Below are 15,936 nucleotides of genomic sequence, written 5' to 3' on the forward strand. Positions count from 1 at the left end.
GAATGAGACGAGGAGGTTTAGTTTGAATTTACCCAATTCGCTCACGCTACTGAGAATTTTCATCGTCCCCTTGTTGGTGGTGGTGCTTTTGATTCAACCAACCCACTGGTTCGGCATTCCGCAGCATGTTTTTGGACTCGTCATTTTTCTATTGGCAGCCGTGACCGACCTGTTAGATGGCTATCTAGCTCGGCGGCATGGTCAAGTCTCCACGCTCGGCGTGATGCTTGATCCGATTGCCGACAAGCTGCTGATCTCGGCTGCATTCATTGCCTTGGTTGACCTGCGTCTGGCGCCAGCTTGGGCTGTCGTGATCATCATTGGACGCGAGTTTGCGGTCAGCGGACTGCGCAGCGTGGCGGCCACCGAAGGGGTCACCATCCCTGCCTCGCGCATGGGCAAATTCAAGATGCTGACGCAGGTTATCGCTATTGCCCTCCTCATTAGTAGCATGGAGCGAGGAGGCCCTCCGGCCACGCCGTACAACGTGCCCGTTTTTTGGACGACGCCAGCGTTTTGGACTGTATTTGAGCGGTTCTCGGCGACCCATTCCCTGACCACATTGGACGTTAAGATTTTGCTTTACAGCCTGGGGCGAGCCGTGTTGTGGTTGGTGGTGATTTCGTCCGTCTGGTCCATGTACGGTTATTTCCGCGTCTTTTATGGGCAGGTACGTGACCGTGTTGATCGTCGCCAGCGGCTTCGTCGTCCGTCCGAAGAGGAATTGAATTACCGTGCCAAGACATCCACGTCGGCCTAATCCGGACGCCGTTTACAGAGAGCAAGGCGTTCCGTATAATGCCCGCTCATATTCCGCCGCAGGAGGCAAGTTGTGTCATCATTACGCACAGCCGCGCGCGTCGAGGCGCTGGGATTTTCCGAAATCGTTAAAATCCGTAACCATATCATGAGCCTCCAGCGGCGCGGCGTGAGCGTGCTACCATTTCACGGCGGCGAGCCGTTCTTGCACACGCCCGACGCCATTAAACAGGCCTGCATACAGGCGCTGGCCGACAACAAAACCCGCTACGCGCCGTCCAGCGGTATTGAGCCGTTGTTGGAACTGATCATTGAGAAAGTGCGGACGCGAAATCGTATTCCAGCCGAACCGGGCCAGGCCATCGTCGTATCAGGCGGACTGCATGGTCTATTCGTTGCCTTCATGACGACCGTCAATCCGGGCGATGACGTCATGGTGCTCTCACCTTACTGGACGCCGATTCAAGACCTCATCGTACTGGCCGGCGGTCGGCGCGTGCTGGTCAATAGTTTTCAGGCTCGCGGCCAGAGGCTCCGAACCATGCTCGAACAATCTCTGACGCCGGCTACCCGCGTCATCTATTACAATTCGCCGACCAATCCGACGGGGCAGGTTTACACACGCGCCGAAGTGGAGAGCTTGGCGCAGTTTGCCTGCACGCATGATCTAGTTGTCATCGCTGACGAAGCCTACGAGGACATCGTGTTCGATGGCGAACACGTTTCATTGGCTTCGTTACCGGGCATGATGGAACGCACGCTCACCGTTTACACGCTATCCAAATCATTTTCCATGACCGGCTGGCGACTTGGTTACGTGATTGCAACTGAACCGTGGATGACCGGCCTGCGCAAGCTGACGCTCAACTCCATCAATGGTGTGAGTACGCCAACGCAGTGGGCCGCTGTGGAAGCCTTTCGCATGGGGCCAGCATACTTTGAAGAACTTCGTCAAGCCTATCGCCAACGACGCGATCTGTTGGTGGCCGGCCTGCGCGCGGCTGGACTAGCCTGTGAGATGCCGGCGGGCACTTTTTATGCATTTCCACGCATCAATCCAGCCCTCGGCCAGGATAGTTGGCAGGCCTTTCATTGTCTGCTAGAGCAATTCGGTATTTCATCTGTTCCTGGCGTCGTGTTTGGTCCCGATGGGGAAGGGCATTTACGATTTTGCTTCTCAACGTCGTTAGAAACCATCGAGGCGGCCGTCGAGCGACTCGCCCGATTACAGAGAGCTGATTGAGCCCAAGCGATGGCCTGCATCAACAGGCTTCAATTCTCTTTCTCTTGTCTTCCTCCATCGGCTTCGGCATGGTGCGTGCACGCGTTGCAGCTCAGTTCCTTTTCGGCGCTAGATAGCCTTGGCGTGTTCGAATGGAGATGTTCGGCTTGGTTGCTTTCACCTCAATCTTGTGCCATTTTCCGTCGCGTTTTTCCGGCGTCGGAGAATAGCCCAGTGTGTACTGATGACTCAACTCATCGAGGATTTCCTCAAACGCTTGATACATGCGCATGCCGCCAGGATCATCAATGTAACGGCCTCCGGTTTTTTCGGCCAGTGTTTGCAAGACGCCGGCTGCCGCGATACTGTCGGCGCGTCGGGCATGAGCTGGTGGCGTGAGGTTGACTGCGTAAATCGTCACAGCGGCGTCCGAGGCCATCCGCAGGCAGGTATCCAAGGTGTGACTGCTCTTGGTATCGGCGCCATCTGACAGGAGCAATATGGCGCGTCGGCGTTCAGGCCGTTGGCTGAGGTCTTTGGCCGCCAGGTAGATGCAATCGTACAGGGCCGTGTAGCCTTCCGCTTGAAGGCTCCAGATGCGTTCATCCAGCTCGGGCGACGAGCCGAAATCTTGCAACTGGGTTGCTTGATCAGCGAACACATACAACGCAAAGACATCGTCAGCGCGTAGCTTACTGGCGAAGTTTCTGGCTGCGCCGCGGGCAATGCGCACCATCTGTTGCATGCTGCCACTCACGTCGAGCAAGATGGCCGCCGCTAGTGGCGTCTCCTGGCTGCTGAAGGTCGTGATCTGTTGAGCGACCCCATCTTCGAGGACGATGAAATCGTCGGCGCGAAGGCCTCGCACGTAACGACGGTCAGGGCCGGTCACGGTCAAGTTCAACAGGACAAGATCGGAAGTCAACCGCACGTCGGGCTGATCGCTCTGATTTTGAGGCTGAGCCAGCAGAAGCAAAACTGAGATGAGCCACACCGAAGCAAACTGCGCGATCAACGGCATAACAGGTGCTTCCTCTCACGGCTGCCGAGCCTGTTGGCGCAAGTACTCGGACAGCAGAATAATCATGTTGGAATCATTGATGATCGTCACCGAGATAACACGATGATCGAATTTTTCCAGTCCTCGCTTGAGGTTTTCGGCCAGCGCCACGATCCGAGCCGCGCCTTCACTCACCGTTTGGGGCGGCGCTTCCAGGGTATGGTCAGCGTCGTCGCCCCCACTGAACGCGCGGATTCGTTTAGCCAGTTTCGTGATCTTTTCCAGATTGGCTTTGATATTCGTTTGAGCATGGATCGCATCGGCGCGAGTCAGTGGTCTGGCCAGTGTCACAATCTGCTCGGCAGCTTCCACGGCTTTGCGACGTTCAGCCTGGCGCTGAGCTACGGCTGCCTTGTATTGAACCTCGTATTCGAGCGCCTCAGGGGAGCGCGGCCAATCCGATGGCTTATCCGCTTTGTTTTGATCCTTAGGCTTGCTAGTGACCGGTGGATCAGGGGGCGGCTGCTGAGTAGATTGTGTTTGCAGAGCCCAGCAGGGACTCACCGCGAAAGTGGCGATGCAGCAACAAAGCATGAACCATCTAATCATAGGATCTCGCTATTGATCCTTCATCGGTCTGACTGTTCTCATCGGGGCGCTGGGAGCCAGTTCCTCCGTTACCCCGACACGCTCCTTGACCAGCTCCGTCAGAGCGCCAACCGACGACATCAGGCTGGCCGTCTCCATCGGCATAAAGACGACCTTGCTGTTACGGCTTTCGGCCATCTGTCTGAGCGACTCGATATAGCGCGACGTGATCAAATAATGCGCCGGATCACCAAACTGGCCCAACGCTTGAGCGATGCGACGAATGGCTTCGGCTTCCGCTTCGGCCGTCTTAATACGAGCTTGGGCAGCGCCTTCCGCCGCTAAGATGGCCGCCTGCATTTCGCCTTCCGCTCGGGCGATCGCTGCTTGCTTTTCGCCCTCAGCCCGCGTGATCGCTGCTTGTTTTTGCCCGTCGGCTTCCAACACGAGCGCGCGGCGATTGCGTTCTGCCGTCATCTGTTTCTCCATCGTCACACGAATATCTTCGGGTGGATTGATGTTCTTGACTTCCACGCGGGTCACTTTGACGCCCCATTTGTGCGTTGCTTCGTCCAGGATCACGCGCAGCTTGGCATTGATCGTTTCGCGAGAGGCGAGCGCATGATCGAGGTCTAATTCACCCATCACGTTTCGCATGGCTGTGGTGGTGAGTTGATTGATGCTGCCGCTCAGATCAGCTACTTCATAGACAGCCTTGATCGGATCGGTGATCTGCCAGTAGACAACTGAATCCACATTGAGCGTGACGTTATCTCGCGTGATGACCGGCTGTAGCGGCAGGTCCGTGTATTGCTCCCGCAGATCAATGTTGGTCATGCCCGGCCGGAAATGTGTCCAATAAACGCCGCGCGGCTTATCAATCAATGGAATGACGATGTTCATGCCGTTAGTCGCCAGTTTGTGGAATCGGCCGAGTCGCTCAAAGATAACGGCGTTGGCCTGTGGCACGATGCGGATCATTTTCATCGCGATGATCAATACCACCACGATGACAAGCAGAAAAACGAAACTACCTCCATCCATAGCCTCACCTCCGTGATTGATTTTTAATACTTCTGTTCATTGTGTACCTCTCGATGCGCGTCTTGTTGCCACAGCGGCGATGCTGCACGTCGGCGCACGTAGAGCACAGCGCCGTCCACACGATCCACTTCGACTTGCTCGCCTTCGCACAGCGGGTCCTCCCCTGGCGCCGGATAAGCCGTCCAAACAGACCCGTATACTTTCACGGCTGCTTCATGAAGCGCTCCTTGACTGGCTTGAACAACGGTCCCTACTTGCCCGGGGAGACTCTCAATGCCGATACGAACGCGATTGCCAGGCGCATTCCGCATGAAGACCCGCTCGAAAATGGTTCGTGAAGCCACAGTCAAAGCAATCGCCGTGACAAGGAACGAGATGATCTGTCCCGTCAGCCCCACATTGAGGAAGGCCAAACCGCCAGCGACGATCGCTCCAATGCCAAACCACAACAGCACAAATCCAGACGTCAGCAGCTCGGCCAGAATGAACATGATGCCGGCGATAAACCATACATAAGGCATGTAGCCTTCCATATCCATTCCACCCAACACAACTTCAACTGCGCGGTGATTGTAGCACACTTCGTTCAGGGAATCACTCATGACAGGTGACTATTGTTGTCTTCGTCACAGGCATTCCCAGTGAGACGAGAGCGAGGCAACAACGGGAGAATGAAGTGGCGCGATGAGACGCCATCCTGGTGGCTCGGAGCAGGGGTAATCAAGCTTTGGGGGGTGAATCAGTGGGGCTGGGTTCTGCTTGCACAGCTTCTACAACCGTAGTGACGTCTGTCACTTCCTTGCTTCTACAACCGCAGTGACGCTTGTCACCTTCCTCTCGTTTTTCCAGTTTTTATGCTCACCAGCAATTGCCCTTATCTTTGTTGACAGTTCGTTGACATTAAACTTATAATGCGTGCCGCAAGCAAAAAAGAATAACGCGGGGTGGAGCAGTCTGGAAGCTCGTTGGGCTCATAACCCAAAGGTCGGTGGTTCAAATCCACCCCCCGCAACCAACCTACTCAACACTTCTGCATCACCGCCGTTGTCTTGCTCACCATCACGGTGTCCGCTGCATTCTCCAGCCAACTTGCTCGATTCTTTTCCGTCCTCACTTGTGTTTTGATGTTTTGTTCACCTGTTAGCCACGTTTGTGTAGGATGCAATGGCGGACGTGCGTCTTTGTGTCCAGCGTTCGTAAGGGTTGAGGCGCGCGCTTTACGTATCGTCGTTTTTGATGATCGCACACATCTGGCGCAGGGTCTGTCCCAACGATTGAGCCAGCAGTTCGACGAGCGGTTGTGTGGCCATCTGAAAACCTGTCAGCAGCGCTTGGTAATAAGCGTCAGCCCGCTCGCGTGAGATGATGATCGGCGGCAAAGCGCGGCGCACCGTGAACAGGCTCGCTGCCAATCGTGTTAGACGCCCGCTGGCCTTGCCGAATGGTTGGAGTTCATACAACCGCAGGTGCACCAACGCTGCCTGCTCGACCGGATGGAGCTCGCTCATACTGTCGGCAGCAAACCACTCCAGCGTCAGCTCAATCAATCGGGGTAACTCTTCCGGTTGAGCCGGTTCATGACCGGTGTACAACGGATTGATCGGTTGTGCCCGAAATCGTCCGGCCGCTTGGTCTGTTTGACCGACAGCCAAGCTGTGAAGATGACACAACCGTTCGGGCGTCAACTCGACAGGCGACTCCGGCCGGCTGGTTTCATCTGTGACCAACTTGTGCAACCACTGCACGGCTTGAGCATAGTTGACCGCCAAGCGTTCTTCTGGGCCTTGTGGCGCGGCTTGGTGAATGATCAACTCGGCAACGCGCTCGCGGCTGAGTTTGATGCCGTCCAACCAGAGATCATGAAACACATGCTCGACCAATAACCAAGCAGCCACGGCAGCCAGCTTGGTTGGATTGATGGGTTGGAGTTGCGTCAACTCGGTCTGAGCGCGCGCAAGCGCAATCGCCCATGCTGGGCCGAGTGGTTGTTGAAGGATGTTGAACATACGAGATGAACGGGTCGGTTCAGTGGCACTCTCATGCGGTCATCTTCAAGAAAAGTGCGCTGAGCAAACCATCGCCGATCAACGAAACTACAGTTTCAGGTTTCGCAAATACTGCCGGAACGCTTCGCTGATGTCCTCATGTTTGAGCGCAAATTCAACCGTCGCTATTAAGAAGCCGAGCTTGTCGCCGGCGTCGTAGCGACGGCCCTCAAACTGGTAGGCGTAAAACGGACGTTTTCTTAACAATGAGCGCATAGCGTCGGTCAATTGGATTTCGCCTTGCGCGTCGGCAGCCGTGGTGAGGATTTCGTCAAAAATATCCGGCGTGAGAATATACCGGCCGATAATCGCCAGGTTGGAGGGCGCCTCTTCCGGTCGCGGCTTTTCGACCATGTCGGTGATGCGATAAATCTGAGGTTCGATTTGGGTCCCGGCAATCACGCCGAATCGAGAGATTTCAGGTCCGTTGATTGGCATGATGCCGATAACGGGAGCGCCGTATCGTTCGTAGACTTCGATCATTTGCTTGATGCATGGGGTCTCGGCATCAATGATGTCATCGCCGAGCATCACGGCGAACGCCTCGCCATCAACCACATCGCGCGCGGCCAGCACGGCGTGACCAAGACCCAGCGCCTGCTTTTGACGAACGTAAGCAAATTGCGCCATGTCGGAGATGTGGCGAACTAGGTCAAGCTCTCGCTCCTTGCCTCGCTCAGCCAGCATCTGTTCCAGTTCATACGAGATGTCAAAATGGTCTTCAATGGAATTTTTGCCGCGACCGGTCACCACGATAATTTGTTCAATGCCGCTGTCAATGGCTTCCTCGACCACGTATTGGATGAGTGGCTTATCAACCAGCGGGAGCATTTCTTTGGGCTGCGCCTTCGTGGCCGGCAAGAAGCGTGTGCCAAGGCCGGCGGCCGGGAATACGGCTTTGCGAATGCGCTTTGGTTTTACCTGGACTGGCGGCGTGAGCGCCTCCCTGAGCGGCGGAAACAGTGGCTCTGCCAGCAGTCCTTCTTCATAGGAGGGGAATGCTGGCGCGTTGAGCGCCGTATCCGTTGTCGGCGTGGACGCGGGCGGCTGTGGCGGCGCTCCCTCGATCGTTGGCGTTGAGGCTGGCGGCGTTGCCGCGGACGAGTTAGTGTATCGTTGCGCCAATTCAGCTTCCCATGCTTCCCACGATGGGCCGGAGGCTTCAATCGCCTCGACGGGTTCAACGACTGCCGTCTGAGTGGGCGTTGTCGGTGAGACGGTCTGAGACGAACGCGCCGATGAAAGCTGCCGGCTCAGATGAGCTTGCACTTGTTCGAGCGTGAGACCATGCACGCGGAGTAATTGCGCTGCTAGCGAGCCTTCCTCCTGCAAGAGGCCGATCAGCAAGTGTTCGGGGCTGACCATCGGATGGCCGAGGCGCTCAGATTCATGAGCGGCGCGACGCAGCACACCGATGCCCGTATGGCTCCAGAGGAGGTCAAAACCGTCAGGTCGTTTGACGTTCGACTGGCATTGCGTTGTGAGTTGACGGGAAATGGATTGGGTCGCTGCGGGGTCCCCAAGCAATGATTCCATCAACGGCGCATCGGCTTGCACCAATCCTAACAGAACGTGTTCGGGTTCAATGGCGAAGCTGCCGAGTTGGTTTGCTTGCTGGCGAGCCGCATCAATCACCTGTTGGGCTGTTTCGTCATAGCGCTCAAACATGACATCTCCTTGACACGTGCATATTGGTAGTCTACGTTTTTGCCCTTTCTACCATACGAGCGTTGAGAAGAGCAATGTTAGACATAAAATTTGTTCGAGACAACCTGCAATGGGTACAACAGCGACTAGCGACACGTGGGCCGGTTAATGCACTGGATGAGTTTGAGCGGCTGGAAAGGGACCGACGCGCTCTCATTACCGAGGCCGATAGGCTGAAGGCCGAGCGGAATCGTTTAAGTCAAGAGATTGGCCGACTAATCAAGGCCGGCGAACGCGAGCACGCAGAGGCGCTCAAAGCCCAGATCAAAGATTTACCGGATCGCATTAAACACCTTGACGAGCAAAGCGCCGCCGTTGAGGCGCAGCTACACGGGATTCTTGCCTCGCTGCCAAATCTGCCACATGAATCTGTGCCAGTCGGCGCTGATGAATCGGCCAATGTGGAAGTTCGCCGCTGGGGGACGCCGCCCACATTCGATTTTGAGCCGAAGGATCACGTGGAGATTGGCACATTGCTCGGTATTTTGGATACCGAGCGCGCTACTAAGATCGCTGGCGCGCGATTCGCCGTCTTGCCGGGGCTGGGAGCGCGGCTGGAGCGCGCGTTGATCCATTTCATGCTGGACATTCACACCAAAGAGAACGGGTATCGCGAAATGTGGCTGCCGTTCATCATCAATGACCAAAGCTTGTATGGCACTGGTCAATTGCCCAAGTTTGAAGCCGACTTGTTTAAGCTAGCTACCGACGATGTGAAGGATTTGCAGGAGCAACCGACGGCGCGACGACAGTTTTACCTGACGCCCACAGCCGAAGTGCCACTCGTCAATTTGTATCGTGACGAAATCCTTGACGGCGCCCAGTTGCCGATCAGTCTGACGGCCTATACGCCATGTTTCCGGAGCGAGGCCGGCAGCTATGGCAAGGATGTTCGGGGTCTGATTCGTCAGCACCAATTCGACAAGGTGGAGTTGGTCAAGTTCACTCATCCGGAGACGTCCTATGATGAGTTGGAAAAGTTGACCTGCCATGCGGAAAGTGTGCTGCAACGCTTGGGATTGGCCTATCGTGTGGTCGTTCTTTGTACGGGCGATATGGGCTTTGGCGCATCGAAAACCTACGACATCGAAGTGTGGTTGCCGAGTCAGCGCCGCTATCGGGAGATTTCATCGTGCTCCAATTGCGAGGCGTTTCAGGCTCGCCGCGCCAATATCCGATTTCGTCGAGAGAAGGGGAGCAAACCGGAGTTCGTGCATACGTTGAATGGTTCCGGTGTAGCTGTGGGCCGCGCCTGGCTGGCCATTTTGGAGAACTATCAGCAAGCCGATGGCTCCGTCCTGATTCCACCTGCCCTGCAACCTTATTTGGATGGCCTCGAGCGAATCGAACCCCCCTCATGAGTGGGCCTGTCGCTGGAAGGATGGGGTACTCATGAGCTGAGCTTTTTCGACGTGATGCTTTCGATCACGGAATGCGGAAACGCTTGCCCATTTTGCTTCGTCATGAGCTGAGCTTTTTCGGGCGTGATACCCCTGTGCTTGTCCTGCTTGTCAGCGGCAGGATGATTATGTAGAATTGGGCTGCCTTTTCTGCGGATGTGGCGGAATGGCAGACGCGCAGCGCTCAGGACGCTGTGGGAGCAATCCCGTGGAGGTTCAAGTCCTCTCATCCGCACCACTTTGTTACCTGCATTGCCTGGCCGGCGAAACTCCGCAGACGTGATTTTTTCTCCAGGATTGTTATGAGCTATTTGACGGAGGGCATCGCCGACGAGCTCCGTGCACACCACGAAGGATGAAAATAAAGCTGCCGGGCGCTGAGACAAGAGAGACTCCTCCTCTCTCCGCATTCTTGGTGTCTTGGCGGTTATTTTTCCGGGAGAGCGGTTAAGCAGACATTTCTTCCAGAGCTTTGGCGCCGCTGACGATTTCGATGATTTCCTTGGTGATGAACCCTTGACGGGCGCGGTTCATCGTCAACGTTAAGCTATCAATCAGTTCTTTAGCGTTATTGGTCGCTGAATCCATAGCGACCATGCGCGCGCCGTGCTCCGATGCCGTTGACTCCAGCAACGCGCGATACACCTGCGTTTCAATGTAGTGAGGAAGAAGACTGCCAAAGATCTCAGCCGGCGGTTGCTCGTAGAGGTAGTCAACAAATATCTCCTTGGCCGGTTCTTCTTGCCGGGCGAATCCGCCAAGCGGAAGCAGTTGATCAACGACGACGCGTTGTGACATGACCGATTTGAATTCATTGTAGAGCAGGTAGACGCGGTCAATCCCTTGCTCGCGGTCGGAGAAGAGTTGGATCAGTTCCTGCGCAATGCGTTGCGCGTCGAAGAACTCGACATTTTTGGCCGTGACGTTCAGGTACTCTTGCCGAATCGGAACATTCCGTCGCCGGAAGAAATCGCGTCCGCGTCGCCCGATGGTGATCAGCTCAACGTGTTTATCCTGATGCTCGCGGAGAAATTGTTGAGCAGCGCGGATCAAATTTGTGTTGAAAGCGCCACACAGACCTCGATCAGCGGTGATCAACACCAGCAGATAATGCTGATCGTCGCGTTGCTCCAGCAGCGGGTGTGAGTAGCCCTCAGCGCGTTCAGAGAGGTCGCGCAACACTTCCACCATTTTGTTGGCGTATGGGCGCGCGGCAATGACCCGGCCCTGCGCGCGCCGCAGCTTGGCCGCCGCGACCAGTTTCATAGCTCGCGTTACTTGCTGCATGCTTTTGACCGCGCGGATGCGTCGTCGCAAATCTTGAATGCTTGGCATAGAGTTACTCGCTTATCAAACCGCGGATGGGGGCCAGAGACCGAGAGCAGGAGACCGGCCACCACCTATGCGCCGGCAACCAGCGACGAACGGCCGGCACTTGCTTCGGCCATGAAGCGATCCCGAAATTCGCTGACCGCCTGCTCCAGCTCGTGTTTGATCTCGTCATCAATCGCCTTGCGCGTTCGGATTTTTTCCAGCAAGCTGCCTCGACTGTTTTCCACAAAGCGCAGCAAACCGTCTTCAAACTTTTTCACATCTTCAACGGCGATGTCATCAAGGTAACCGTTCGTGCCAGCCCAGATGACGAGCACTTGCTTTTCGACTTCCAGTGGTTGGTATTGCCCTTGTTTGAGCAGCTCGGTGAGCCGGCGTCCGCGATTCAACTGAGCCAACGTGACCTTATCCAATTCTGAACCGAATTGAGCGAATGCCGCTAACTCACGGAACTGAGCCAGCTCCAGTCGAAGCGTGCCAGCCACCTGCTTCATCGCTTTGATCTGAGCGTTGCCGCCCACGCGCGAGACCGAAATGCCCACGTTAATCGCCGGTCGAATGCCGCTATGGAACAGGTCTGATTCCAGGTAAATCTGACCGTCGGTGATGGAAATGACGTTGGTCGGAATGTAGGCCGATACGTCGCCCAATTGAGTTTCAATGATCGGCAGCGCGGTGAGCGATCCGCCGCCGTTCTCATCGTTGAGTTTTGCGGCGCGTTCCAGCAACCGTGAGTGCAGATAGAAGACGTCACCTGGATACGCTTCTCGTCCCGGCGGCCGGCGCAGCAACAGCGAAATTTCGCGGTAGGCGGCAGCGTGCTTGGAGAGGTCATCATAAATGACCAACGCATGTTGACCACGATCCATGAAGTATTCGCCCATCGCGCAGCCGGCGTAAGGAGCCAAATACTGCATCGCCGCTGGGTCTGAGGCCGTCGCCGATACGACGATGGTGTAGGGCATCGCGCCATAGTCGTCAAGCGTTTTGACCACTTGAGCGACGGTTGACTGCTTCTGGCCAATCGCCACATAGATACAGATGACGTTTTTGCCCTTTTGATTGATGATTGTATCAATGGCGACGGCTGTTTTGCCGGTTTGGCGGTCCCCGATGATGAGCTCGCGTTGGCCGCGGCCGATCGGGATCATGCTATCAATCGCCTTGATGCCGGTCTGTAACGGTTCTTTCACCGGTTGACGATCCACCACGCCGGGCGCGATGCGTTCAACCGGATTGTACGTATCGGTGACAATCGGTCCGCGTCCATCCAGTGGCCGTCCCAGCGCATCAACCACGCGGCCAATCAGCGCCTCGCCAACAGGCACTTGCATGATGCGGCGTGTCCGTTTGACCAGGTCGCCTTCCTTGATGGCGTGGTACTCGCCGAACAAGACGGCGCCGACCTTATCTTCCTCCAGATTCAACGCCAGTCCTGCCACGTCATGCGGCAATGAGAGCAATTCGCCGGCCATGACTTTCTCCAGGCCATAAATTTCGGCGATCCCGTCGCCCACCTTGATCGTCGTGCCAATTTCGTCAACGGCGACCGTCGCCTCAAAATTTTCTATTTGCCGTCGTATGATGTCGCTGATTTCATCTGCTCTGATTTTGTCCATAGGGTGTTCCAACTCCGAGCGACTGCTCTGTTATTGACTGAGCTTCTTTCTGAGATTTTCCAATTGAGTCAGGATAGACCCATCATAGACCTCGCTGCCGATCTGCGCGACCACGCCTCCCAGAATAGCCGGGTCCGTCTTCACCTGAAGGCGAACGCGTTTTCCCGTCAGCTTCTCCAGTTGAGCTTGCAGCTCGCTCCGTTCATCTTCGCGCAGCGGGCGCGCTGTCGTCACGTTCGCCGTGGTGATGCCCTGGCGTTGATCCAATTCGCGCAAGTACGCCGCGTAGATGTTCGCCACTTCGTGCAGGCGTTCATTCCTCAAAAGCAGGCGAAGAAAGTTTTGCGTGTAGCGACTGGGCTTCCACCGTTCGATCAAAGCCCGCAGGACTTTTTCTTTTTGCCACCGGCTGATCGCAGGGTTGGCGAACACGGCGTAGAGGTCAGGATATTCTTTCATCCATTGACTCATGGTGCTCAGTTCATTGCGGATCGTGGCCTGAGCCGTGGCATCGAGCGTCAGGTCGGCCAAGGCCGTGGCATATCGCTGTGCCACTTTTTGACTGCTCATCGCTGCACCTCATTCAGTTGTTGGCTGAATTGCTTGATCAATCGGTGGTGATCGTCATCGGTGATATTGCGCTGGATCAGGTGCCGGGCCATTTCGACGGCTTGGGTTGCAGCAAATGCTTTCAATTCCTGTCGAGCTGCGTTCATCGCGCTCTGAATCTCCCGCTCCGCGAACGCGCGAAGCTTTTCGATCTCCATGTCGGTGCTCGCCTTGATCCGTTCCTGCTGAGCAGCCGCTTCCTTGGCAGCGTTAGCTTTGATCTGTTCGATTTCGTCACTGAGGCGATTCAACCGAGACTCGATCTCGCGCAACTTTGTTTTCGCGGTTTCTCGTTCTCGAGCCGCTTGATTCAATGCCTGAAGGATTTGTTCGGCGCGACTCTTGAGAAATTGCGAAGCCGGCTTTCGCAACAAGTAGATGAGCACCGCCACAAAGATTGTGAAGTTCACCAAGCGGGGGATTTCCGAACTGACCAGAACCAGATCAACAGGGAACAAACCGAGCGCTGACACTAGGCGTTTTTGACCTCCCCGGTGTGGCGTTGGAGCAAGCCGCTTGCCAGTTGATGAGCCAACGCCTGACACTGGTTGGCCAGTTGTTGCTTGGTTTCCTCAACCTGCCGTTGAATCTCATGGCGAGCGTCGGCAATCTGTGTGTGAATCTGTTGCTTGGTCGCTTCAATCAGGTGAAGACGACGCTCAAGCGCCGCCTGGCGCTGCTGTTCAAGCATATCGTAGGTTTCGGCGCGCGCCTTTCGTAAGGCCGCTTCGTACTCGGCCAGTTTGCGATCACATTCGGCCAGCATGGCCTGCGCCTCAGCCTGATAGCCAAGCGTGCGGTGAGCGCGTTCATCAATCACTTGGTTGATCGGCTTAAACAGCAGTCTGTTGTAAACTCCGACCAGCAGCAAGGCGGTCAGAAATACGATAATCGCACTGGCATCTACCGCCAAAACATTACCCTGTTCGGCGAACATCGCTAGCGCGTACACATTTTTGCTCCAATGCCAAGTTGTTATTGAATAAAGCAGGCGGTACGGTAACACAGAAAGAAAAGCAGTGTCAAGTTTCGCTATGTTGCGCCTATGAAGCAAAATCCTTTCGGGTTGATTTGGAGCCCTTGTGGCGCAGGCACTGGGCGGCACTGGCCCCAGCCACGCGCACCGACGCGGCTGATGCCGATCAGGTCAGACGCGGCAAAACGCGCGTCAGTGAACCAGGGGCATTGTGGCTCCGCGGATTGAAATCAGCCCGAACGGCCAGAGGGGCGTGCTGCTGGTGCGAGGCGTAGCGCGCTTCTGTGGCGTTCCTGCGCCGGCTGGCAAAGCTCACCTAAGTAACGTGACAAAAGTTCGTGGTGTTCTTGGGGTGCTGCGACGTGTCGCAGCCTGGGCCGGAAAGCGGTGACACGTCACCGCACGCCAAAACGTCGCGTCCTCCCAAAATATCCCAGAACGTTTGTCCACCTACTTAGAGCGGTTTTGAATGAGTTTGTCCTGGGGCGCACGCTCCGGCGTTCATGAACCCGCACGATATGGGCAAAGGCAACTGACAATCGCTCTATTGCCGCTCAGGCGGCTTATCGGTGTCCCATTTTTTATGGAAAGCTGTGAATCAATGAGCACTCGTGGCCCAAGCCGTGATGATGCCTGCGGGCCAGCCGATCAAGGAGGAGGAGTCATGGGCAGGCTTGCCTCAGAGCCCCAGGTGACCTGCCGGTTGGATCAGCCTAAAGTTCTTCGTCGGCCAATGGTTCATCCTGCTCGTCGAGCAAGCCCTTTTCTTTCATCTCCTGGCATTTCACACAATATCTGGCCCAGGGAACAGCCGCCAGTCGCTTCGCGGTAATTGGCTCGCCGCAGTTGAGGCAGTGTCCGTATTCACCGTTGTGGATGCGTTCGATAGCCTCTTGGATTTGTCGAAGCGTTTGTCGGCTCAGGTCAACGCGCGTGATAGTAAATTCGCGCATGCTGGCCACAGAGCTTTTGTCAGCCTCATCGCCGGCATCCGTTTCGACTGAGAGTTCAAATCGTTCCCCTTCCTCAGCCTCGATCATGCGCTGCAGGCGGTTCCGTTCGGCAACCAATGTGTCGTGGTATTTTTTCCAATCCGATTTCATAATCTCTTACGACTATGGCCCCTTCCTATGAAATTAAAGGCGGCAAATGATAGCATAAGATTCCGTCGCCGTCTGCTGATGCAGTCAATAATTTTATTAGCCTGGCATGTTCTTGCAGATAACCCGTTCACCTGACCTACTGCGCTCAGGCTTGACGCAATCGCAAGAGGCGCATACAGTGACTGACCTGAGTTGACAATGCAGTGGCTTTGGTTAGCAGACGGGTGACCCGTGGAAGGGGAACCGCTAAGACCCAGAGACTGCAAAGACTCCTCTTTGCGGTCCCAGCGGCTCCGCGGTGATTCTCAGAGGAATCGTCCCTATGCAACAGCACGCCACGAAGGATGAAAATGGGACACAGGCGGGAACGCCTGTGCCACATTCTCAGAGGAATCGTCCCTATGCAACAGCACGCCACGAAGGATGAAAATGGGGTACAGGCGGGAACGCCTGTGCCACATTCTCAGAGGAATCGTCCCTATGCAACAGCACGCCACGAAGGATGAAAATGGGGTACAGGCGGGAACGCCTG

The 15,936-nt window shown here is 55.8% G+C and carries 15 protein-coding genes, 2 tRNA genes and 1 pseudogene; 5 read left to right on the plus strand and 13 right to left on the minus strand.

Annotated elements, in window-relative coordinates; genetic code table 11:
- The coding region (pgsA, locus tag NZ823_11660; protein MCS6805781.1) for a CDP-diacylglycerol--glycerol-3-phosphate 3-phosphatidyltransferase at positions 1-760 on the plus strand (760 nt) is incomplete at its 5' end.
- 72 nt (positions 761-832) lie between these two features.
- On the plus strand, positions 833-2,002 hold the full coding sequence (locus tag NZ823_11665) for an aminotransferase class I/II-fold pyridoxal phosphate-dependent enzyme (GenBank protein ID MCS6805782.1): 1,170 nt from the start codon (positions 833-835) through the stop codon (positions 2,000-2,002).
- A gap of 91 nt (positions 2,003-2,093) precedes the next feature.
- Here NZ823_11665 and NZ823_11670 read toward each other — a convergent pair whose 3' ends face one another.
- The 4 genes from NZ823_11670 to NZ823_11685 are packed head-to-tail and all read right to left on the minus strand — an operon-like array spanning position 2,094 to position 5,215.
- The gene (locus tag NZ823_11670; GenBank protein MCS6805783.1) at positions 2,094-3,002 is read right to left on the minus strand and encodes a VWA domain-containing protein; all 909 of its coding nucleotides are present in this window, start codon (positions 3,000-3,002) and stop codon (positions 2,094-2,096) included.
- Between the two features lie 15 nt (positions 3,003-3,017).
- Positions 3,018-3,590, minus strand: coding sequence for a hypothetical protein (locus NZ823_11675; protein MCS6805784.1), 573 nt, complete (start codon positions 3,588-3,590; stop codon positions 3,018-3,020).
- 9 nt (positions 3,591-3,599) lie between these two features.
- On the minus strand, positions 3,600-4,613 hold the full coding sequence (locus tag NZ823_11680; protein MCS6805785.1) for an SPFH/Band 7/PHB domain protein: 1,014 nt from the start codon (positions 4,611-4,613) through the stop codon (positions 3,600-3,602).
- Positions 4,614-4,636: 23 nt separating this feature from the next.
- Positions 4,637-5,215, minus strand: coding sequence for an NfeD family protein (locus NZ823_11685; GenBank protein ID MCS6805786.1), 579 nt, complete (start codon positions 5,213-5,215; stop codon positions 4,637-4,639).
- A 336-nt stretch (positions 5,216-5,551) separates the two neighbouring features.
- Here NZ823_11685 and NZ823_11690 point away from each other — a divergent pair.
- Positions 5,552-5,628 (plus strand) — tRNA-Met (locus NZ823_11690).
- A 202-nt stretch (positions 5,629-5,830) separates the two neighbouring features.
- Here the strand turns inward: NZ823_11690 and NZ823_11695 are convergent.
- The 3 genes and pseudogenes from NZ823_11695 to NZ823_11705 form a co-directional block, all read right to left on the minus strand.
- The gene (locus NZ823_11695; GenBank protein MCS6805787.1) at positions 5,831-6,619 is read right to left on the minus strand and encodes a Fic family protein; all 789 of its coding nucleotides are present in this window, start codon (positions 6,617-6,619) and stop codon (positions 5,831-5,833) included.
- A gap of 87 nt (positions 6,620-6,706) precedes the next feature.
- Positions 6,707-7,621: a UTP--glucose-1-phosphate uridylyltransferase GalU gene (galU, locus tag NZ823_11700; GenBank protein MCS6805788.1), complete on the minus strand. Its 915-nt coding sequence runs from the start codon at positions 7,619-7,621 to the stop codon at positions 6,707-6,709.
- Between the two features lie 300 nt (positions 7,622-7,921).
- A pseudogene (locus NZ823_11705) lies at positions 7,922-8,194 on the minus strand (Clp protease N-terminal domain-containing protein).
- 206 nt (positions 8,195-8,400) lie between these two features.
- Here NZ823_11705 and serS point away from each other — a divergent pair.
- Positions 8,401-9,726, plus strand: a complete 1,326-nt coding sequence (serS, locus tag NZ823_11710) for a serine--tRNA ligase (protein ID MCS6805789.1) — start codon at positions 8,401-8,403, stop codon at positions 9,724-9,726.
- Between the two features lie 191 nt (positions 9,727-9,917).
- Positions 9,918-10,003, plus strand: a tRNA-Leu gene (locus NZ823_11715).
- Positions 10,004-10,212: 209 nt separating this feature from the next.
- On the opposite strand, the gene atpG is transcribed toward NZ823_11715, so the two are convergent.
- The 6 genes from atpG to NZ823_11745 all read right to left on the minus strand — a co-directional run bounded on the left by atpG (position 10,213) and on the right by NZ823_11745 (position 15,404).
- Entirely contained in the window at positions 10,213-11,100 is an 888-nt protein-coding gene (gene atpG / locus NZ823_11720) for an ATP synthase F1 subunit gamma (GenBank protein ID MCS6805790.1), read from the minus strand.
- A 65-nt stretch (positions 11,101-11,165) separates the two neighbouring features.
- Positions 11,166-12,716, minus strand: coding sequence for a F0F1 ATP synthase subunit alpha (gene atpA / locus NZ823_11725; protein ID MCS6805791.1), 1,551 nt, complete (start codon positions 12,714-12,716; stop codon positions 11,166-11,168).
- Between the two features lie 30 nt (positions 12,717-12,746).
- Positions 12,747-13,286, minus strand: a complete 540-nt coding sequence (atpH, locus tag NZ823_11730; protein MCS6805792.1) for an ATP synthase F1 subunit delta — start codon at positions 13,284-13,286, stop codon at positions 12,747-12,749.
- Positions 13,283-13,798 (minus strand): ATP synthase F0 subunit B, encoded by a 516-nt coding sequence (locus NZ823_11735; protein ID MCS6805793.1) that lies wholly within the window; start codon positions 13,796-13,798, stop codon positions 13,283-13,285. The genes atpH and NZ823_11735 overlap by 4 nt, the downstream gene beginning before the upstream one ends.
- Complete coding sequence (locus tag NZ823_11740; protein MCS6805794.1) at positions 13,798-14,277, minus strand: ATP synthase F0 subunit B; 480 nt, start codon at positions 14,275-14,277, stop codon at positions 13,798-13,800. Before NZ823_11740 ends, NZ823_11735 begins: the two co-directional genes overlap by 1 nt.
- Before the next feature lie 737 nt (positions 14,278-15,014).
- Entirely contained in the window at positions 15,015-15,404 is a 390-nt protein-coding gene (locus tag NZ823_11745) for a TraR/DksA family transcriptional regulator (GenBank protein ID MCS6805795.1), read from the minus strand.
- Positions 15,405-15,936 lie beyond the last annotated feature (532 nt).

The organism is Blastocatellia bacterium (genome assembly GCA_025054955.1).
In the GTDB taxonomy this organism is placed as follows: domain Bacteria; phylum Acidobacteriota; class Blastocatellia; order HR10; family J050; genus JANWZE01.

Bases quoted from the DNA above. Each gene is read 5' to 3' on its own strand.
- NZ823_11675 (MCS6805784.1), bottom strand. From the start codon at position 3,590: ATGATTAGATGGTTCATGCTTTGTTGCTGCATCGCCACTTTCGCGGTG.
- atpA (MCS6805791.1), bottom strand. From the start codon at position 12,716: ATGGACAAAATCAGAGCAGATGAAATCAGCGACATCATACGACGGCAA.
- atpG (MCS6805790.1), bottom strand. From the start codon at position 11,100: ATGCCAAGCATTCAAGATTTGCGACGACGCATCCGCGCGGTCAAAAGC.
- serS (MCS6805789.1), top strand. From the start codon at position 8,401: ATGTTAGACATAAAATTTGTTCGAGACAACCTGCAATGGGTACAACAG.
- NZ823_11680 (MCS6805785.1), bottom strand. From the start codon at position 4,613: ATGGATGGAGGTAGTTTCGTTTTTCTGCTTGTCATCGTGGTGGTATTG.
- NZ823_11695 (MCS6805787.1), bottom strand. From the start codon at position 6,619: ATGTTCAACATCCTTCAACAACCACTCGGCCCAGCATGGGCGATTGCG.
- NZ823_11685 (MCS6805786.1), bottom strand. From the start codon at position 5,215: ATGAGTGATTCCCTGAACGAAGTGTGCTACAATCACCGCGCAGTTGAA.
- NZ823_11745 (MCS6805795.1), bottom strand. From the start codon at position 15,404: ATGAAATCGGATTGGAAAAAATACCACGACACATTGGTTGCCGAACGG.
- NZ823_11670 (MCS6805783.1), bottom strand. From the start codon at position 3,002: ATGCCGTTGATCGCGCAGTTTGCTTCGGTGTGGCTCATCTCAGTTTTG.
- atpH (MCS6805792.1), bottom strand. From the start codon at position 13,286: ATGAGCAGTCAAAAAGTGGCACAGCGATATGCCACGGCCTTGGCCGAC.